Origin of the sequence: Agromyces litoreus (genome assembly GCF_040496015.1) — a bacterium.
Classification (GTDB): Bacteria; Actinomycetota; Actinomycetes; order Actinomycetales; family Microbacteriaceae; genus Agromyces; species Agromyces litoreus.
The window spans coordinates 1-18008 of the sequence record NZ_JBEPKA010000016.1; the positions used below are offsets into that span (position 1 = coordinate 1).

General features: G+C 73.5%; 19 protein-coding genes. 7 read left to right on the forward strand and 12 right to left on the reverse strand.

Annotated elements, in window-relative coordinates; all coding sequences use genetic code 11:
- From ABME01_RS12305 to ABME01_RS12320, 4 genes are all read right to left on the reverse strand, one after another.
- Positions 1 to 561: ABC transporter ATP-binding protein (locus ABME01_RS12305; protein ID WP_353828710.1), on the reverse strand; the 561-nt coding region annotated here is incomplete at its 3' end.
- Entirely contained in the window at positions 558 to 1421 is an 864-nt protein-coding gene (locus ABME01_RS12310) for an ABC transporter permease (protein ID WP_353828711.1), read from the reverse strand. The genes ABME01_RS12310 and ABME01_RS12305, both read right to left, overlap by 4 nt.
- Complete coding sequence (locus ABME01_RS12315; RefSeq protein WP_353828712.1) at positions 1414 to 2316, reverse strand: ABC transporter permease; 903 nt, start codon at positions 2314 to 2316, stop codon at positions 1414 to 1416. The genes ABME01_RS12310 and ABME01_RS12315 overlap by 8 nt, the downstream gene beginning before the upstream one ends.
- Positions 2317 to 2327: 11 nt before the next feature.
- Positions 2328 to 3431 carry a polyamine ABC transporter substrate-binding protein gene (locus ABME01_RS12320; protein WP_353828713.1) on the reverse strand — a complete coding sequence of 368 codons (1104 nt, stop codon included), beginning with the start codon at positions 3429 to 3431 and terminating at the stop codon, positions 2328 to 2330.
- A 120-nt stretch (positions 3432 to 3551) separates the two neighbouring features.
- Here ABME01_RS12320 and ABME01_RS12325 point away from each other — a divergent pair, with 120 nt between their 5' ends.
- Both ABME01_RS12325 and ABME01_RS12330 read left to right on the forward strand, forming a co-directional pair.
- Positions 3552 to 4730 carry a hypothetical protein gene (locus tag ABME01_RS12325; RefSeq protein ID WP_353828714.1) on the forward strand — a complete coding sequence of 393 codons (1179 nt, stop codon included), beginning with the start codon at positions 3552 to 3554 and terminating at the stop codon, positions 4728 to 4730.
- Positions 4694 to 5674 (forward strand): SIS domain-containing protein, encoded by a 981-nt coding sequence (locus ABME01_RS12330; protein ID WP_353828715.1) that lies wholly within the window; start codon positions 4694 to 4696, stop codon positions 5672 to 5674. Before ABME01_RS12325 ends, ABME01_RS12330 begins: the two co-directional genes overlap by 37 nt.
- A 4-nt stretch (positions 5675 to 5678) precedes the next feature.
- On the opposite strand, the gene ABME01_RS12335 is transcribed toward ABME01_RS12330, so the two are convergent.
- Positions 5679 to 6770, reverse strand: coding sequence for a serine hydrolase domain-containing protein (locus ABME01_RS12335; protein WP_353828716.1), 1092 nt, complete (start codon positions 6768 to 6770; stop codon positions 5679 to 5681).
- 70 nt (positions 6771 to 6840) lie between these two features.
- On the opposite strand from ABME01_RS12335, the gene ABME01_RS12340 reads away from it, so the two are divergent.
- The 5 genes from ABME01_RS12340 to ABME01_RS12360 all read left to right on the forward strand — a co-directional run bounded on the left by ABME01_RS12340 (position 6841) and on the right by ABME01_RS12360 (position 11119).
- Positions 6841 to 8061, forward strand: a complete 1221-nt coding sequence (locus tag ABME01_RS12340) for a cysteine desulfurase-like protein (RefSeq protein WP_353828718.1) — start codon at positions 6841 to 6843, stop codon at positions 8059 to 8061.
- Between the two features lie 104 nt (positions 8062 to 8165).
- Positions 8166 to 8978 carry an isocitrate lyase/PEP mutase family protein gene (locus tag ABME01_RS12345; RefSeq protein WP_353828719.1) on the forward strand — a complete coding sequence of 271 codons (813 nt, stop codon included), beginning with the start codon at positions 8166 to 8168 and terminating at the stop codon, positions 8976 to 8978.
- Complete coding sequence (locus ABME01_RS12350) at positions 8975 to 9871, forward strand: ABC transporter ATP-binding protein (RefSeq protein ID WP_353828720.1); 897 nt, start codon at positions 8975 to 8977, stop codon at positions 9869 to 9871. The genes ABME01_RS12345 and ABME01_RS12350 overlap by 4 nt, the downstream gene beginning before the upstream one ends.
- A gap of 8 nt (positions 9872 to 9879) precedes the next feature.
- Positions 9880 to 10701: an ABC transporter permease gene (locus ABME01_RS12355; RefSeq protein WP_353828721.1), complete on the forward strand. Its 822-nt coding sequence runs from the start codon at positions 9880 to 9882 to the stop codon at positions 10699 to 10701.
- A 28-nt stretch (positions 10702 to 10729) separates the two neighbouring features.
- A complete protein-coding gene (locus ABME01_RS12360) occupies positions 10730 to 11119 on the forward strand; it encodes a DUF1304 domain-containing protein (RefSeq protein ID WP_353828722.1) in 390 nt (129 codons plus the stop codon).
- Positions 11120 to 11136: 17 nt separating this feature from the next.
- Here ABME01_RS12360 and ABME01_RS12365 read toward each other — a convergent pair whose 3' ends face one another.
- The 7 genes from ABME01_RS12365 to hemQ form a co-directional block, all read right to left on the reverse strand.
- The gene (locus tag ABME01_RS12365) at positions 11137 to 11529 is read right to left on the reverse strand and encodes a hypothetical protein (protein WP_353828723.1); all 393 of its coding nucleotides are present in this window, start codon (positions 11527 to 11529) and stop codon (positions 11137 to 11139) included.
- Between the two features lie 203 nt (positions 11530 to 11732).
- Positions 11733 to 13067: a glutamate-1-semialdehyde 2,1-aminomutase gene (hemL, locus tag ABME01_RS12370; RefSeq protein ID WP_353828724.1), complete on the reverse strand. Its 1335-nt coding sequence runs from the start codon at positions 13065 to 13067 to the stop codon at positions 11733 to 11735.
- Complete coding sequence (gene hemB / locus ABME01_RS12375; RefSeq protein ID WP_353828725.1) at positions 13064 to 14059, reverse strand: porphobilinogen synthase; 996 nt, start codon at positions 14057 to 14059, stop codon at positions 13064 to 13066. The genes hemL and hemB overlap by 4 nt, the downstream gene beginning before the upstream one ends.
- A gap of 59 nt (positions 14060 to 14118) precedes the next feature.
- On the reverse strand, positions 14119 to 14916 hold the full coding sequence (locus tag ABME01_RS12380) for a uroporphyrinogen-III synthase (RefSeq protein ID WP_353828785.1): 798 nt from the start codon (positions 14914 to 14916) through the stop codon (positions 14119 to 14121).
- Between the two features lie 14 nt (positions 14917 to 14930).
- Positions 14931 to 15902 carry a hydroxymethylbilane synthase gene (hemC, locus tag ABME01_RS12385; RefSeq protein WP_353828726.1) on the reverse strand — a complete coding sequence of 324 codons (972 nt, stop codon included), beginning with the start codon at positions 15900 to 15902 and terminating at the stop codon, positions 14931 to 14933.
- Complete coding sequence (locus ABME01_RS12390; protein WP_353828727.1) at positions 15899 to 17191, reverse strand: ferrochelatase; 1293 nt, start codon at positions 17189 to 17191, stop codon at positions 15899 to 15901. Before ABME01_RS12390 ends, hemC begins: the two co-directional genes overlap by 4 nt.
- Positions 17191 to 17928, reverse strand: a complete 738-nt coding sequence (hemQ, locus tag ABME01_RS12395; protein ID WP_353828728.1) for a hydrogen peroxide-dependent heme synthase — start codon at positions 17926 to 17928, stop codon at positions 17191 to 17193. The genes ABME01_RS12390 and hemQ overlap by 1 nt, the downstream gene beginning before the upstream one ends.
- Between the last annotated feature and the right edge of the window lie 80 nt (positions 17929 to 18008).

Sequence of the window (18008 nt, forward strand, 5' to 3'; positions counted from 1 at the left end):
CCCGACCTCGTGCTGCAGGCGCTTGAGCTCCAGCTGCATCGACGCGCGCACCTGGCGGTCCAGCGCGGAGAGCGGCTCGTCGAGCAGGAGCAGCTTCGGCCGCTTCACGATCGCGCGGGCGAGCGCGACGCGCTGCCGCTGGCCGCCCGAGAGCTGCGCGGGCCGGCGCTTCGCGAGGTGCCCGAGACGCACGACCTCCATGACCTCGCCGACGCGGGTGCGCATCTCGGCGCGGCCGACGCCCTCGGCCTCGAGGCCGTAGGCGATGTTCTTCTCGACGGAGAGGTGCGGGAACAGCGCGTAGCTCTGGAACATCATGTTGACGGGCCGCTTGTGCGCCGGCAGCGCGAGCAGGTCGATCCCGTCGACGCTGATGCGGCCCGCGGCCGGGGTCTCGAACCCGGCGATCGAGCGCAGCAGCGTGGTCTTGCCGCAGCCGGACGGACCGAGCAGCGCGAAGAACTCGTTGTGCGCGATGTCGAGCGAGATGTCGTGCAGGGCGACGGTGTCGCCGTACACGGCGCGGACGCCGTCGACGCGGAGCAGGGGTTCGGCGGTCATCGTTCTGGTCCTGTCAGTCGGGTGAGGCGCTGCGCCGAGATCACCGCGACGATGCTCACGAGCAGCAGGAGGGTGGCGAGGGCGTTCACCTCGGGGGTGACGCCGAAGCGGACCATCGAGTAGATGACGATCGGCAGCGTGGGCTGGGTCGGCGCGGTCGTGAAGAACGCGATCACGAACTCGTCGAGCGAGAGCGTGAACGCCAGCAGTGCACCCGCGACGATGCCGGGCGCGAGCTGCGGCAGCGTGATCCGCAGGAACGTCCCCGCCGGTCCCATGCCGAGGTCGCGCGACGCCTCCTCGAGGCTCGGATCGAGGTTCGCCATCCGGGCGAGCACGATCGCGGTCACGAACGCGGTCGCGAACACGCCGTGCGCGAGGATCACCGAGTGGAGGCCGAGCGTCACGCTCAGCAGGGAGAAGAACGTGAGCAGGCCGATGCCGAGCAGGAGGTCGGGCAGGATCGCCGGGGCGATCGCGAACGCCCGGATCAGGCCGCCGCGCGTGTAGTGGTGGATGCCGTACGCCAGGAGCGTGCCGAGCACGGTCGCGATCAGCGTGGCGCCCGTGGCGACGATGAGCGTGTTCGCCAGGCCCTGCATCATCGCGCCGTCGGCGAACAGCTCCGGGTACCAGCGCAGGGAGAATCCCGTCCAGACGAACAGGTTGCGCGACTCGTTGAAGCTCATCACGACGACGATGAGGATCGGCAGGTAGAGGAAGACGTAGCCGAGCCAGAGGGGCACGAGGATGCCGCGTCCCCTGGCGCGGCCGCGGGTGGGCGGGTTCGGCGCGGACGCGCCATCCGCCGTCGCCGTCGCGCCGGCGCGATCGGTCGCCTGCAGGGTCGTCTCAGCCACGACGGGGTCCCTCCGTGATGCGGCGCGACACCGCGGCCTGGGCGACGATCACGACGACGAGGAGCATCGTGAGCACGAGCGCGAGGGTCGCGCCGAACGGCCAGTCGCGGGCCTCGTAGAACTGGTCGCGCACGAGGTTGCCGACCATGACCGTCTTGCCGCCGCCGATCAGCTCGGGGATCACGAAGTTCGACATCGCCGGGACGAAGACGAAGATGCAGCCGGTCAGTGCGCCGGGCAGTGACAGCGGCAGGGTCACCGTGCGGAACGCGCGCCACGGCGACGCGCCGAGGTTCGTCGCCGCCTCGCGCAGCGACGGGTCGAGCTGCTGCAGCGAAGCGTACAGCGGGAGCACCATGAGCGGCAGGTACATGTACAGCAGCCCGACCACGATGGCCTGGGGCGTGTACAGCATCGAGATCGGCTCGTCCGTGAGCCCGATCGCCTGCAGCCACTGGTTCACGAATCCCGCGTTGTTCAGCAGCAGGATCCACGCGTACGTGCGGATCAGGAAGTTCGTCCAGAAGGGCAGCACGACCGCGACGAGGGCCACGGTCCGCCACTTCTGCGACAGGCCGGCGATCGCGTACGCCATCGGATAGCCGAGGAGCAGGGCGAGCAGGGTGACGACCAGCGCCAGCCCGATCGACTGCAGGATGACCCCGACGTAGAGGGGCTCGGCGAGCTTGGCCCAGTTGTCGAGGGTGAACTCGAAGACGAGGCCGCCGAAGCGGCCGCGCTTGAAGAACGTGTAGAAGGCCAGGAGCCCGACCGGGATCGCCATGAAGACGATCAGGAAGAGCATGCCGGGCGCGAGGAAGGGCGCCGCGGCGAGCCCCCGCCGGGCGCGCTGGGCGCGCACGGCGGGGGCCGCCTGCCGGGTCTCGGTGGTCACGGCGCTCCGGATCAGTTGGTCGCGAGGACTTCCGCGTTCAGGTCGACGTACTTCAGCGAGTCCTCGCCGAGGTCGACGATCACCTCCTGCTCGAAGAGCTCGTCGACCGTGATGCCGAGCGTCGGGAACGACTCCACGAGCGACGGGTCGAGCGCCTCCATGGCGACCTGGTTCGGCACCTTGTAGAGGATGTTCTCGGCGACCCAGGTCTGCACCTCGGGGTCGAGGATGTAGTTGATGAAGGCCATGGCGGCCTCCTTGTTCTCCGAGCTCTTCAGCACCGTCATGGTGTCGACCCAGAGGTCGGCGCCCTCCTCCGGCACCACGAAGGTGATGTCGGGGTTCTCGGCGATGCCGTAGTTGCACCAGCCGTCCCACGCCTCGACCAGCGCGGCCTCGCCGGAGACGAGCTTGGAGTAGAACGTCGTGTCGTCGTACGCGAGCAGCGTGGGCTTCGTCTCGAGGAGCTGGGCCTTCGCGTCCTCGAGCTCGGCGTCGTCGGTCGTGTTCACCGAGTAGCCGGCCGCCTTCAGCGCGGGAAGCGCGAGCCACCGGTCGGTCGAGAGCATGGTCGTCTTGCCGTCGAGCTCGGGCTTCGGGTCCAGCAGGTCGTTCCACGAGGTCGGGTCGAAGCCGGTGAGGTCGGGCCGGTAGCAGAGGCCCGTGGTGCCCCAGGCGTACGGCTCGGAGTACACGTTGCCCGGGTCGTAGGCGAGCTCGAGCGCCTCGGGGTACAGGTTCGACTCGTTCGGCACGAGCTCCTTGTCGAGCTCCTGCAGCAGGCCCTGCTCGGCGAGCGCCTGCGCGTACTGGCCCGAGACGAACGCGACGTCGATGCCGGGGTCGGAGCTCGCGGTGAGCTTCGCGACCACGTCCTCGTTCGTGGCGTGGTTGACGATCGTCGTCTTCACGCCCGTCGCCTCCTCGAACTGCTCGGCGAGGTCCTCGGGGTAGTAGTCGGCCCAGATCGAGACGGTGAGCGTCTGCTCCGTGATGTCGGCGCTGCGGTCGACTCCCGACCCCTCGCCGGCGTCGCCGCCGGCACATGACGTGAGGGCGAGTGCGACGGCAGCGGTTCCGGCCGCTGCGATGGAGATGCGACGCGTGGTGGGCATGAGGGACCTCCTGGGGACGTCGGAAAGGTTGAGGAATTGTTGCACCGGGCATCAAGAAACCGCAATGGTCTTCGGGACGCTCTGGAGCCTGTTTTGCACAGTTGTTACAATCCGAATTCAATGAACTCGTTGCTCGGCGGCGAGCGGCCCGAGATCGCCGGCCGCATGCTCTCCGTCGCGCCCACGGGCGAGGTCGCGTTCGACGGCGCTCGTCCGGCCGCGGGCGACGGCATCGCGCGGGCCCTCGCGCGGCTCGTCGATCCGGGCGTGCCGGCCGATGCCGCGGAGCGGGCGATCGCGGTCGACCAGACGAACACCTCGGTCATCGTCGACGAACGCCTCGTCGTGAAGGTCGTCGGCAGCTGGGCGGCGGCGGACCGCGCCGGAATGCTCCTCGAGCGCCTCGCCGACGCGGGCTCGAGGGACGTCGCCGCGCTCGCGGGGCGAGTGGGATGGCGCCATCCGTCGCTCGGCACCTCGACCCTCGCCATCGTGACCGAGTACCTGCCCGACGCGCAGGACGGGTGGGACTGGGCGGTCGACGACGTGACGGCCCTGCTCGGGCACGGCGGCCCGGAACCGGAGTTCCCCCGCGCGCTCGGCGCGACCGTCGCTCGGCTGCACGACGTCCTCGGCGCGCGGGCGATCCCCGCGTCGGCCGACGCGCCGGCCGCCAGGGAGCGGCGCGCGCACGCCGGACTCGACGCCGCGATCGAGGCGACCCGCCGCTCGGGCGGGCCGACCGCCGCTCGCCTGCGGAACCGCACGGAGGCGCTGCGCCGCGACATCCGCTCGCTCGGCGATGCCGCGCCCGGCCTCGTGTTCGACCTGCACGGCGACCTGCACGTCGGGCAGGTGCTCCGCTCCCCCGGTACGCCCGACCGGTACACGGTCATCGACTTCGACGGCGATCCCCAGCTCGATGCGGCCGGCCGCGAGCGCACGGATGCGGCCGCGCGCGACGTGGCGCACCTGCTGGTGTCGCTCGACCTCGTCGCCGCCGTCGCGCAGAAGCGCCTCGGCCGATCCGAACCCGCCGCGTTCGAGTGGGCGGACCGCGCCCGCGACGCACTGCTCGCGGCCTACCGTTCGACGCTCGTGCAGCGCGAGCTGTTCGATCCGGCACTCCTGCCCGGCTTCGAGGCCGAGCAGCTGGCCGCCGAACTCACCTATGCGGACCGCTTCCTCCCGCGCTGGCGCTATGCGCCCGATGCGGCCGTCACGCACCGCCACCCGCCGACCGACGACCTCCCGGAGGACCCGTGGACACCGCCGCCTTTCGAGCCGACCTCGACCTGATCCCCGAGTCCCTCGGCCGCCTCGCCGACGCGATCGATGCGGGGCTCCCCGGACTCGACCGGCTCGGCCTCCTCGGCGCCTCCCGGGTGCTCGTCGTCGGCATGGGCTCGAGCCGCTACGCCGCCGACGTCGTCGCGCGCCGCTTCCGCGCCGTCGGGGCGAACGTGCTCGTCGAGCTCGCGAGCGTCGAGCTGCTGCCGCCCGCCGCGCCGGACCTGGTCGTCGTCGCGGTCTCCGCCACGGGCGGGAGCGTCGAGGTGCTCCGCGCCGTCGAACGCTACCGCGGCACCGGCCGGCTCGTGGCGATCACCAACCGGAGCGCGTCGCCCCTCGCCGCGGCCGCCGACGTGGTCGTGCCGCTGCACGCGGGAGTCGAGGCCTCGGGGGTCGCGTGCCGCACGTTCCGCGCGACCTTCGCCGTGCTCGACGAGGTGCTCGGCGAGCTGCTCGGCACGGCGCCGCCCGCGCGATTCGATGCCGCGGCGCTGCGGCGCGGCGCCGAGGCGAACGCCGCGCTGCTCGAGTCGTCGACCGACTGGCTCGACCCGCTCGCCGACCTGCTCGCCGGTCCCGACGGCACGTGGGTGCTCGCGCCCGCCGAACGCCTCTCGAGCGCCCAGCAGTCGGCGCTCATGCTGCGCGAGGTGCCGCGCCTGGGTGCGTTCGCGTCGGAGACCGGCGACTGGTCCCACGTCGACGTCTACCTCACGAAGACCCAGGACTACCGCGCGCTCGTCTTCGCCGGATCGGCGTGGGACGGCCAGGCGCTGGAGTGGATGCAGCAGCGCGGATCGCGCTTCGCCGCGACCGGCGGCGCCCTCGACGGCGCCGAGCTCGCCGTGCGCTACCCGGGCGACGACGACGCGACGGTCGCGGCCCTCGCCGACGCGCTGCTCGGCGAACTCGTCGCCGACCGGCGACTCGCCGCACCGGGCACGCGCTGAATCGTCAGCCGCCGAGCAGGTCCACGAGTGGTCGCAGGCGCGACCACGGCCATGCCACCTCGGCGTTCGAGAGCAGGGCGACCGCGCGCCCGGCCTCGGGATCGGCGAGGATCGCCGCGGTGAAGCCCTCCGCCGAGCCGACGACGTAGACGGCGGCGGCGCTGTCGGATTCGACCTGCTCCCAGAAGAGGCCCACGGAGATCTGCGGCCACCTCGTGTCGGCGATCGGAGCGAGCGCGGCGCTTCCGGCGAACGGTCCGTCGAGGATCGCGCGGGCGAGCGCCACCGCGTCGTCGAGGTCGACCACGACGCCCACCGCCGGTGCATACGCGCCGCTGCCGCGCGCCGCGACCCGCTCACCGCGCCGATCGTGGCCCTGCGCGAGGCCGTCGGGCGTCAGCGCCCCGGACTCGACCACGACGGCGCCGGTCATCCCGGCGGGCGCGAACACGCGTTCGGCGAGCAGGTCGGCGAACCGCGCGCCCGCCGCCGACGCGACGGCCTGTCCCACCAGTGCCGCGGCGAAGTCGCTCGGGTTGTACTCGAGCTCGGGCACGAGGTCGACCGCCGCGACCTCGTCGAGCAGCGCTGCCAGGCCGCCCCGATCGACCGCGTCGGCGCCCCCACCGGGCGCCGGAGCGGCGGCGGCCGCGCCGAGCGGATCCTGCGGCAGCCCCGAGCGGTTGGTCGCGAGGTCGCGGAGGGTGAGCGTCGCCGCCGGAGCGTCCCCGAGGTCGAGGTGGGCGCCGACCGCGTCGTCGAGCGAGACCTCCCCTCGCTCGACCGCGTCGGCGAGCAGCAGTCCGGTGAGGCCGCGCGTCGCCCCGCCGAGCCCGAACCCGGTGCCGGCATCGGCCGACACGAAGGCCGTGCGCACGTCGTCGCCATCGATGAGGGCCAGGGCGACGCGGTCCCTGGCCTGCGTCGATCCCTCGCGCGCGATCGCGATGAGCTCCTCGTCGCCGCTGAGGAGCTGGTCGTACGGCGGCCCGGACGCGCAGCCGCCGGTCGTCGCCGCCGCGAGCGACAGCGCGACCACCGTCAGGATGCGCGAGTTCCGACGCCGACGCCGGCGCGCCGCCGAGTGCGCGGCCATGGGGCGCATCGTACTCGCGCTGCCTGATCGGCCGGTCCGACCCGTTCTCGGGCCCGTTAGGCTCGCGCCCATGGCCTACGACGTCGACCGCATCCGCTCCTGGTTCCCTGCGCTCGAGCACGGCTGGGCGCTGTTCGACGGGCCGGGCGGAACGCAGACGCCGCGGCAGGTCGGCGACGCGATCGCGTCGACGCTGACCGGCCCCCTCTCGAACCGCGGCCGGCTCGGCGAGTCGGCGCGACGGGCGGATGCCGCGGTGGCGGCGTTCCGCGCGGCGGTCGCCGACCTCACCGGGGCCGACCCGCGCGGGGTCGTCCACGGCCGCAGCGCGACGCAGCTCGTCTACGACTTCGCCCGTCACCTGGCGCGCGACTGGGGCCCCGGCGACGAGGTCGTCGTGACCCGGCTCGACCACGACTCGAACGTCCGGCCGTGGGTGCAGGCCGCCGAGCGGGCGGGCGCCGTCGTGCGGTGGGCCGCGTTCGATCCGGCCACGGGCGAGCTGCCGGTCGAGTCGGTCTCCGCCGTCCTGAACGAACGCACGCGACTCGTCGCGGTCACCGCCGCGTCGAACCTGGTCGGCACCATGCCCGACCTCCCCGCGATCGCCGGCGCGGCGCACGCCGCGGGCGCGCTCGTGTTCGTCGACGCCGTGCACCTCGCCGCGCACGCCCTCCCCGACCTGGGCGCGCTCGGTGCCGACCTGATGGTGTGCTCGCCGTACAAGTTCCTGGGGCCGCACTGCGGCGTGCTCGTCGCCGATCCGGCGCTGCTCGAGCGCATGCACCCCGACAAGCTGCTGCCCGCGACCGACGCCGTCCCGGAACGGTTCGAGTTCGGGACCCTGCCCTACGAGCTGCTCGCGGGCGTGACCGCAGCCGTCGACGTCCTGTCCGCGCTCGACGACGGGCAGGATGAGAGCGAGCCGCGCCGCGCGCGCCTGGCCGCGTCGTACGCGGCCCTGCACGCGCACGAGTCACGGCTGCTGGCTCGCCTCGAGTCCGAGCTCGACGACATCGCCGGCGTGCGCGTGCGCTCGAACGCCCGCCGCCGCACGCCGACCCTCCTCCTGACCGTCGACGGAACCGACGCCGCAGCGCTGTCGGAGGCGCTCGCGGCCGATCGCGTGCTCGCGCCGAGCGGCAACTTCTACGCGCTCGAGGCATCGCGGCACCTCGGCCTCGGCGACGCGGGCGGGCTCCGAGTCGGACTCGCCCCGTACACGGACGACGAGGACGTGGACCGGCTCGTCGCCGGCCTCCGCCGGGCGGTCGGCGACCGGGCTGCGTAGCCGGCCGTGGACGCCCCCAATCCGGGGGACGCCCGGGCCCCGGACGGGCGCCGCCCCGCCCCGACTCCCGTCACACCGCCCCCGCTCGGCCATAGTCTGGGCGCATGACCCCCGCCGACGCGGGCGCCGAGCTCCGGCGCCTGCACGCCGACGACGACCTCCTCCAGGTCGTGAACGTCTGGGACGTGGCCAGCGCCGCGGCCGTCGCCGCCGTGCCCGAGAGCCGGGCCCTCGCCACCGCGAGCGCGTCGATCGCCGCCGCGCACGGCTATCCCGACGGCGAGCGCATCCCGCTCGACCTGGTCCTCGCGGTCACCGGTCGCATCGCCGCCGCGGTCGACCTGCCGGTCAGCGCCGACCTCGAGGCGGGATACGGCGACGCGGGCGAGACGGTGCGCCGTGCCGTCGGCGCAGGCGTCGTCGGCGCCAACCTCGAGGACCGTCTCGCGCCGCTCGCCGAGTCCGTCGCCGCCGTCCGCGCGGCCGTCGCGGCCGCCGAGGCCGAGGGGGTCCCGTTCGCCCTCAACGCGAGGACGGACGCCTGGATCCTCGGGCGGGACCGGCCCCGCGCGACGTGGATCGCCGATGCCGTCGAGCGCGGGCGCGCCTACCTCGACGCGGGCGCGACCTGCGTGTTCGTGCCGGGCGATCTCGGCGAGCCGGAGATCAGCGAGCTCGTGGAGGGCATCGGATGGCGCCGCGTGAGCGTCATCGGCCTGCCCTCCGTCCCGCCGCCGGACCGGCTCGCCGAGCTCGGCGTCGCACGCGTGTCCTACGGCCCCCTCCCCCAGCGCGTCGTGCTGGCCGCGCTGCACGACCTCGCCGCGATGCTGTACGCGGGCGGCGTCGTGCCGCCCGGCATCCGTAGGCTGGACGCGCCACCGACCGACCCCGCCTCGACCGAGGAGCGTGCATGAGCGACGGGATGCCCATCGAGATCACCGGCCTGACCAAGCGCTTCGGCGCGGTCACCGCGGTCGACGACCTCACCTTCCGGGTCGAGCCCGGGCACGTCACGGGATTCCTCGGGCCGAACGGGGCGGGCAAGACCACGACCCTGCGCGCCCTGCTCGGGCTCGTGCGGCCGAGCTCGGGCACCGCGACCTTCGGCGGCACCGCGTACCGCGACCTGCCCGACCCCGCACGGGCGGTCGGGGCTGCGCTGGACGCGGCGTTCCATCCGGGACGGACCGCTCGCAACCACCTCCGCGTCACGGCGACCGGCGCCGGCATCCCGGCGAGGCGCGTGGACGAGGTGCTCGAGCAGGTCGGCCTGACCGAGTTCGCCGACCGGCGCGTCGGCGGGTACTCGCTCGGCATGCGGCAGCGGCTCTCGCTCGCGACCACGCTGCTCGGCGATCCCGGGGTGCTCGTGCTCGACGAGCCGATCAACGGCCTCGACCCCGAGGGCATCAAGTGGATCCGCGTGTTCCTGCAATCGCTCGCGCGCGAGGGGCGCACCGTGCTCGTGAGCTCGCACCTGCTCAGCGAGGTGCAGCAGTCGGTCGACGAGGTCGTCATCATCTCCCGAGGCCGGCTGGTCCGGATCGGAAGCCTCTCGAGCCTCGAGCTCGACGCGTCGCCGCGCACCGTCATCGACTCCCCCGACCGGGCGCGGCTCGCCGCGGCGCTCGACCAGGCCGGGCTGGAGTACGCCGAGGGGCGCGGCGGGCTCATCGTCTCCGAACCGGACGCCGGGGTGGTCGGCCACGCGGCATTCCTCGGCGGGGTCGAGGTCAGCTCGCTGCATCCATTGAAGTCCGGGCTCGAGGAGTCGTTCCTCGCGCTCGTCGGCGAGGGCGGGGAGTGAGGCCGGGCATGCGATCGATCGCCGCGGAGTTCCAGAAGGTGTTCACCACGCGCATGTGGTGGCTGCTCGCGCTCGTCCTCGTCGCCTACGTCGCGATGCTCGCCGGCGGGCTCGGCGCGTTCTTCGGCTGGACCCTCGAGAACCCCGAGCAGGCGGCCTCGGCCGGCGGCACCACGACGCTGCCGCCCGGTGCCGACCTGGCCCCCCTGCTCTACAGCTTCGCGTCGTCGATCGGGTACGTGTTCCCGGTCCTGCTCGGGGCGCTCGCGGTCACGACCGAGTTCCGCCATCGCACGCTCACCGGCGCCTTCCTGGTGCAGCCGCACCGGACGGCCGTGCTGTCGGCGAAGTTCGTCTCCCAGCTCGTGATCGGGGCGCTCTTCGGCGTGATCGCGTTCGCGACCTCGGTGGCATCCGGCGCCGCGGCCCTCGCAGCGTGGGACCTCGACACGGCGCTCGACGCGAGCGACACGTGGGCGCTCGTCGGGCGCGGCATCCTCGCGATGGCGCTCTGGGGGGCGATCGGGGTCGGACTCGGCGCGATCGTCCCGAACCAGGTCGCGGCGATCGTGATCGTCATCGCGTTCACGCAGTTCGTCGAGCCGGTGCTGCGGCTCGTGGCGTCGCTGAACGACGTGACGGCGAGCCTGGGCCGGTTCCTGCCGGGCGCGGCGAGCGACGCGCTGGTGGGGGCCTCGTTCTACGGCGTCGTCTCCATCGGCGCGACCGACGCGCTCGACTGGTGGCAGGGCGGGCTCGTGCTGCTCGCCATCGCGGTCGTGACGGCGATCGTCGGCGGGGCGACCACATGGCGACGGGACGTCTCGTGAGCCGCGACGGGAACGGAGGGAGACCGACATGAGCCTCGTGGCGATCCTCGCGAGCGTGGTCGTCGCGCTCGCGGCACTCGTGCACGTCTACATCTTCGTGCTCGAGAGCATCCGCTGGATGGAGCCGTCGACCCGGCGGATCTTCGGCGTGAGGTCAGACGAGCAGGCGCGGACGCTGCGCCCGATGGCGTACAACCAGGGCTTCTACAACCTCTTCCTCGGGATCGGCGCGATCGCGGGGCTCGTGCTGCTGTGGACGGGGTCCGCGGAGTCCGGCCGCGTGCTGGCGCTGTTCTCGACCGCGGCCATGGCGGGCGCGGCGGTCGTGCTGACCACGACCGGCCCCGGCTACCTGCGCCCCGCGCTCGTGCAGGGCGTCCTCCCGCTCATCGGGTTCGTGCTGCTGCTGTTCGCCTGAGCGCGCTCGAGCGGCCCTCAGTCGTCGGAGTCGATGGGCTGGGGCTCGGCGTCGTCGTCCGGACCGCCGACCTTGAGCCGGTCGATCAGCTGGGCGGCGTGACTGGTGCTCAGCAGCAGTCGCGAGAACTCCCCGCCCGAGAGCTCGAGCACGACGGCCTGCCGCTTCCGCTTGACGATCACGAAGTCGCTGCCGTTGTGCGTCTTCCAGGTGCCCACGGCGACCACGAGCGGGACCTCGGTGCCGCGGCGGCGGATGCCGCGGATCCAGATCCACGGATCGTCGGTGATGATCGCGGAGCGGATGTCGTCGCGCTGCACCACGATGTCGGCGCTGCGGAACCCGAGCGACTTCTCGGCCGGCGTGAGGTGGACCTCGAGCCGGTCGTCGTGCACGCGCAGGTTGGCCATGGTCCCATCCTGCCCGAGCCCTCGCGCGCTCAGGTCGTCGACGCTCCACAAACGCCGAAGCGGGCGGTGCACGATTCCTCCTATCGCGGCCCCGAACCGCGCGCTGCTCAGGAGCGCGTGCCTGGATCGCGCCGCTGCTCAGGACGGCACGCCGCCGTGCGACGCGACACGCCGGACAACTCCTGAGAACCGCGGCGTGCGGTTCAGGCGGGCGGGCGAGCGGATGCCGCGGCGCGGGCCGCGGCGGGGAGGGCGTCGAGGATGCGCGAGACGGCGGCCTCGTCGTGCGCGGCCGTCACGAACCACGCCTCGAAGACGCTCGGCGGCAGCGAGACCCCCGCGTCGAGCATCGCGTGGAAGAACGGGGCGTAGCGCCACGACTCCTGCGCGAGCACGCCCGCGTAGTCGCGGGCGCCGCCGGCGACGGACTCGCCGAACAGGAAGCTGAAGAGGTTGCCGGCGACCTGCACGCCGTGCGCGACGCCCTCGGCCGACAGCGCCGCCGAGACCTCGCGCTGCAGGAGCGCCGAGACCTCGTCGAGCTTCGCGTAGACCGCGTCGTCGGCGAGGCGCAGCGTCGTGACGCCCGCGGTCACCGCGACCGGGTTCCCGGAGAGCGTGCCCGCCTGGTAGACCGGGCCGAGCGGCGCGAGGCGCTCCATGACCTCGGCGCGGCCGCCGAGCGCGGCGACGGGCATGCCGCCGCCGACGACCTTGCCGAACGTGAGGAGGTCGGGCGTGGACTCGCTGTCGGTACCCGCCTCGACGCCCCACCAACCGGCCTTCGAGACGCGGAAGCCCGTGAGCACCTCGTCGCTGATGACGAGCGCGCCGTGCGCGTGCGCGAGCTCGACGAGCGCGCGGTTGAACCCGGGCAGCGGCGGCACGACGCCCATGTTCGCCGCGGCGGCCTCGGTGATCACGGCCGCGATGCGGTCGCCGTGCTCGGCGAACACCGCGCGCAGCGCGTCGAGGTCGTTGTAGGGCACCACGAGGGTGAGCGCGGCGACGTCGGCCGGCACACCCGCCGAGCCCGGCAGGGCGAAGGTCGCGAGACCCGAGCCCGCCTCGGCGAGCAGGCCGTCGGAGTGGCCGTGGTAGTGCCCGGCGAACTTCACGAGCAGGTCGCGCCCGGTGAAGCCGCGGGCGAGGCGGATGGCGCTCATGGTCGCCTCCGTGCCGGTCGACACGAGGCGCAGCTTCTCGACCGGCGCGACGCGCGCCTCGATGAGCTCGGCGAGCTCGGTCTCGACAGGGCTCGACGCGCCGAACGAGAGGCCGCGGCCGGCGGCATCCTGCACCGCGGCGACGACCTCGGGGTGCGCGTGGCCGAGGATGGCGGGGCCCCACCCGGCGACGAGGTCGACGTACTCGCGGCCCTCGGCGTCGGTCACGTAGGCGCCCTGCGCCGAGACGAGGAAGCGCGGCGTGCCGCCAACCGAGCGGAACGCCCGGACGGGCGAGTTCACCCCGCCCGGGATCGCGGCCTGCGCGCGGGCGAAGAGGTCGGCGTTCGTCGCCGTGGGTGCGGTGGTCATTCGGTCCCCTCCCGGAGCCATCCGGCGAGCTCGGTCGCCCAGTACGTCAGCACGGCGTCGGCGCCGGCACGGCGGATGCCGCGCACCGACTCGATCACGGCGCGGCGACGGTCGATCCAGCCGTGCATGGCCGCCGCCTCGATCATCGAGTACTCGCCCGACACCTGGTAGGCCCAGACCGGCACCTCGCTCGCCGCCGCGACGTCGGCCAGCACGTCGAGGTAGGAGCCCGCAGGCTTGACCATCACGACGTCGGCGCCCTCGTCGATGTCGATCATGGCCTCGCGCAGCCCCTCGCGACGGTTGCCCGGGTCGAGCTGGTAGGTGCGGCGGTCGCCCTCGAGGGTCGACTCCACGGCGTCGCGGAAGGGGCCGTAGTACGCCGAGGCGTACTTGGCCGAGTAGGCGAGCAGGGCGACATCCGTCCGGCCCGACTCATCGAGCGCGTCGCGCACGGCGGCGACCTGGCCGTCCATCATCCCGGAGAGCCCGAGCAGCTGCGAGCCGGCGGCAGCCTGGGCGAGCGCCATCTCCCGGTAGCGCTCCAGCGTGGCGTCGTTGTCGACCCGGCCCTGCGCGTCGAGCACGCCGCAGTGCCCGTGGTCGGTGAACTCGTCGAGGCACAGGTCGGTCTGCACCACGAGGCCGTCGCCCACCTCGTCGGCCACGACGCGGGTCGCCACGTTCAGGATGCCGTCGGGGTCGACACCGCACGAGCCGGTCGCGTCGCGCGTCTCGGGCACGCCGAACAGCATCACGCCGCCCACGCCCGCCTCGGCGGCCTCGGTCACGGCGCCCTTCACGGAGTCCAGCGAGTGCTGCACGACGCCCGGCATGGAGGCGATCGGCATGGGTTCGGTCACGCCCTCGCGCACGAAGATCGGGAGCACGAGCTCGGAGGGGTGCAGGCGGGTCTCGGACACGAGGCGGCGCAGGGCCGGCGTCTCACGCAGGCGCCGGGGCCGCACGCGGGGGACGGGTGCGGAAGTCACCCGCCAAGCCTACGCGCGCGCGGCTGGGCGCCCGATGGATGGATCAGGGCGGCGACCGGTCAGGCGCTCGCGAGCGCCGAGTTCACCACGGCGTCGATCAGCGACTCGGCCGAACGCTCGGCGGCGATCACGTCGACGCGCAGCCCGATGGCCGCGGCGTCCTTCTGCGTCTGCGGGCCGATCGCGGCGACGAGGGTCCGATCGGGGACCGGGCCGAGCTGCGAATGCACCTGCTCGGCGACGCTGCCCGAGGTCACGAGGATCGCGTCGACCTTGCCGGCGCGGACGTCGTCGACGACCTTCTGCGCGACGGGAACCCCCACCGTGCGGTAGGCGACGACCGCCTCGACGTCGTGCCCGATGCGCTCCAGGCCGATCGAGAGGACCTGCTTCGCGATCGCGGAGCGGAGCGCGAGCACCCGCAGCGGCAGGGCGCCGTCGGTCGCGAGCTCCCACTCCTCGAGCAGGCCCTTCGCCGAGTTGTCCTCGCTCGGGACGATGTCGGCGCGGTACCCGGCGGCGACGAGGGCGGCCGCGGTGGTCTCGCCCACCGCGGCGACCTTCGTCGACTCCGGGATGACCACGCCGTACGACGCGAGCACGTCGACCGTGGTGGCGCTCGTGACCGTGACCCAGTCGAACCCGCCCGAGGCGAGCTTCGCGAGCGCCGCCTCGAGGGCCGGCTGGTCGTCGGTCGGCGCGAAGTTGATCATCGGCGCGATGACCGGCGATGCGCCGCGGGCCCGCAGGGATGCCGCCACCGCGTCGCCCCACGGTCCGCCGCGGGGCACGAGCACGCGCCATCCGGCCAGCGGCTTGGTGCCGTCGGCTCCGGGCAGCTTGATCGCCCCGGTCATCGGTTCGAATTCGGTCACGGCGACTCCTGGGCAGGCGAGAGGTCGGCGGCGCCGTTGCCGAGGAGTTCCGCGACGACGCGCTCAGCGACGTCGCGAGCCGCGTCCGCCAGGGCGGCGGCCGAGCGGCTGTCGGGAGTCGCGGCGTGCGAGCTGGTCACCTGCCGCGCTCCGTCGGCACTGTACACCGTCGCCGTGAGGAACAGAAGTTCGTCCTCGACGAAGGCGGTCGCCCCGACGGGGGCCGCGCACCCGGCCTCGAGCCCGGCGAGCACGAGCCGTTCGGCCAGGACCGTGGCCCGCGTGGTGACGTGATCGACGGCCGCGAGGCCGCGCTGCAGCGCGGGCGACGGCCGCTCATCACGCACCTCGAGCGCGAGCGCGCCCTGCCCCGGCGCGGTCGGCCACTCGCTCAGGGCGAAGTGCTCGGTGGCGGCCTCAGCGCGGCCCAGCCGGCCCAGCCCCGCCGCGGCGAGCAGGACGGCGTCGAGCTCGCCCTGCTCGACGAAGCCGAGCCGGGTGTCGATGTTCCCGCGCACGTCGACCGCCGTCACGTCGGGACGGGCGGCGGCGAGCTGGGCGATGCGGCGCGGCGAGCCCGTCCCGATGCGGGCGCCCTCGGGAAGGTCGGCGAGCGCCATCCCGTCGCGCGCGCACAGGGCGTCGCGGGAGTCGGCGCGCTTGGGCACGGCCGCGAGCCGGAGCTGCGGATGGTCGGCGGTCGGCAGGTCCTTCAGCGAGTGCACGATGACGTCGCACTCCCCCGCGATCAGCGACTCGCGCAGCGCGGCCGCGAAGACGCCGGTGCCGCCGATCGACTGCAGCGAGGCGCGCGAGGTGTCGCCCTGCGTGGTGACGGTGACGATCTCGATGTCGACGTCGGCCGCCTTGCCCAGTCGCTCGGCGATCTGGCGCGTCTGGGCGAGGGCGAGGGCGCTGCCCCGCGTGCCCACCCGGATCACGTCGCGCTGCCGCGCCGCGGCGTTCACGGTGCGATCCCCGCCAGCGCCGGCTTGAAGCCGAGACGCGCGTTCTCGCAGCAGCCGGGACGGCAGACGTCGTACCACGGGCCGAGGTCGGTCTCGTGCGGGCGCTCGGCCGCGGGCGTGCCGTTCACCCGCTCGAGGACGAGGTCGACGAGCCCGGCGACGTACGCGGGGTGCACGCCGGGCGTCGGCACGCGGATGGCGGCGAGCCCGTGCTCCTCGGCGGTCTCCATCGCCTCCTCGTCGAGGTCCCACATGACCTCCATGTGGTCGCTGACGAAGCCGAGCGGGACGATCACGACGGCCTTGCGGCCGGCCGCGGGAAGCTCGGCGATGGCGTCGTTCACGTCGGGCTCGAGCCACGGCTGCGACGGCGGGCCCGAGCGCGACTGGTAGACCAGCTGCCAGGGCACCTCCGCAGCGCCCGCCTCGCGCATGACGACCTCGGCGACGGCGGTGTGCTGCGCGGCGTAGGCGCCGCCCTCGCCGAACCCGCGCTCGGCGGGGCCGGACTTCGCGGCATCCGTCGTCGGGATCGAATGCGTGGCGAACAGCACCTCGACCTCGGTCGCGGTGTCGAGGCCGGGGTGCTCGGCCACGAGCTTCGCCAGCGCGTCGCGGACGCCCTCGACGAACGGCGTCACGAAGCCGGGGTGGTCGAAGAACTGGCGCACCTTGTCGATCTCCACGACACCGGCCAGACCGGTGTCTTCGAGCGCGTCGGCGTAGTCCTCGCGGTACTGGCGGCAGCTCGAGTAGGAGCTGTACGCGCTCGTGGCGATCGCGATGAGCTTCGTGAAGCCCCGCTCGCCCGCCTCGCGGACGGCGTCGTTCATGTACGGGTCCCAGTTGCGGTTGCCCCAGAGCACCGGCAGGTCGATGCCCCGCGAGGCCAGCTCGGCCTCGAGCGCCGCCTTCAGCTCCCGGTTGTGCTCGTTGATCGGGCTCACGCCGCCGAAGTGGCGGTAGTGGTGCGCGACCTCCTCGAGGCGCTCGTCGGGGATGCCGCGACCCCGGGTGACGTTCCGCAGGAACGGGATCACGTCGTCCTGGCCCTCCGGGCCGCCGAAGCCGGCGAGCAGGATCGCGTCGTACGCGACGGGCGTCTCGACGTGCTCCGGGCCCGAACGGGCGGGCTCGGTCGCACCGGGCACGACCGCGCCGGGCGCGAGCGGGGCGGAGGTCGCGGGCGCGGGCTTGACGCCTCGCAGCGGGTGCCCGCCGGGCGCGCTCGCGGCGCGTACGCGTTCGGGCGCGTCGGCGCCGACACCGCCGAGGTTCGTCGCCGCCATTACTGCAGCACCTCCACGAGCTCGGCGGTGGTGATGCGGCGTCCGGTGTAGAACGGCAGCTCGTCGCGGACATGCCGACGCGCGTCGGTCGCGCGCAGGTCGCGCATCATGTCGACGAGGTCGAGGAGCTCGTCCGACTCCATCGGCAGGAGCCACTCGTAGTCGCCGAGCGCGAACGACGAGACGGTGTTCGCGACCACTCCGCGGAACGCGGCGCCCTTGCGACCGTGCTCGGCCAGCATGCGGCCGCGCTCCTCCGCCGGCAGCAGGTACCACTCGTAGCTGCGCACGAACGGGTAGACGGTGAGCCACCCCTTCGGCTCGACGCCACGGAGGAATCCGGGCACGTGCGCCTTGTTGAACTCGGCGTCGCGGTGCACGCCCATGGCGTTCCAGGTCGGGAGCAGCGCCCGGAGCAGCCGAGCGCGACGGAGCTCGCGGAGCGCCCACTGCAGGCCCTCGGCGGTCGGGCCGTGCAGCCAGAGCATCACGTCGGCGTCGGCGCGGAGGCCGGACACGTCGTAGACGCCGCGGACGACGACGCCCTCGTCCTCGACGAGGGAGATCACGCCGTCGAGCTCGTCCACGAACCGGGGTACGTCGTGGCCGTCGAGGTCGTCCGGCCGGGCCGGGTCCTTCCTGAGCACGGCGAAGAGCGTGTAGCCCTCGGGTGAGGCGGTCGCATCGGAATCGGTCTGTGGCACGTCGGCTGCCCCGTCGGCAGCTGGGAATGACATGGGACCATCCTCCCCCCGCAACCTGAAAGGTCAAAAAGGACGGGACCAGTCCGAGCGGGCCGCGACCCCGACCGCGCACC

What these genes read in the sequence shown, in the direction of transcription:
- ABME01_RS12365 (WP_353828723.1), bottom strand. Translation starts at nt 11,529, where the DNA reads ATGGCCAACCTGCGCGTGCACGACGACCGGCTCGAGGTCCACCTCACG.
- ABME01_RS12320 (WP_353828713.1), bottom strand. Translation starts at nt 3,431, where the DNA reads ATGCCCACCACGCGTCGCATCTCCATCGCAGCGGCCGGAACCGCTGCC.
- ABME01_RS12325 (WP_353828714.1), top strand. Translation starts at nt 3,552, where the DNA reads ATGAACTCGTTGCTCGGCGGCGAGCGGCCCGAGATCGCCGGCCGCATG.
- ABME01_RS12360 (WP_353828722.1), top strand. Translation starts at nt 10,730, where the DNA reads ATGAGCCTCGTGGCGATCCTCGCGAGCGTGGTCGTCGCGCTCGCGGCA.
- ABME01_RS12380 (WP_353828785.1), bottom strand. Translation starts at nt 14,916, where the DNA reads ATGACCGGGGCGATCAAGCTGCCCGGAGCCGACGGCACCAAGCCGCTG.
- ABME01_RS12355 (WP_353828721.1), top strand. Translation starts at nt 9,880, where the DNA reads ATGCGATCGATCGCCGCGGAGTTCCAGAAGGTGTTCACCACGCGCATG.
- hemL (WP_353828724.1), bottom strand. Translation starts at nt 13,067, where the DNA reads ATGACCACCGCACCCACGGCGACGAACGCCGACCTCTTCGCCCGCGCG.
- hemQ (WP_353828728.1), bottom strand. Translation starts at nt 17,928, where the DNA reads ATGTCATTCCCAGCTGCCGACGGGGCAGCCGACGTGCCACAGACCGAT.
- ABME01_RS12390 (WP_353828727.1), bottom strand. Translation starts at nt 17,191, where the DNA reads ATGGCGGCGACGAACCTCGGCGGTGTCGGCGCCGACGCGCCCGAACGC.
- ABME01_RS12350 (WP_353828720.1), top strand. Translation starts at nt 8,975, where the DNA reads ATGAGCGACGGGATGCCCATCGAGATCACCGGCCTGACCAAGCGCTTC.
- ABME01_RS12340 (WP_353828718.1), top strand. Translation starts at nt 6,841, where the DNA reads ATGGCCTACGACGTCGACCGCATCCGCTCCTGGTTCCCTGCGCTCGAG.
- ABME01_RS12335 (WP_353828716.1), bottom strand. Translation starts at nt 6,770, where the DNA reads ATGGCCGCGCACTCGGCGGCGCGCCGGCGTCGGCGTCGGAACTCGCGC.
- ABME01_RS12345 (WP_353828719.1), top strand. Translation starts at nt 8,166, where the DNA reads ATGACCCCCGCCGACGCGGGCGCCGAGCTCCGGCGCCTGCACGCCGAC.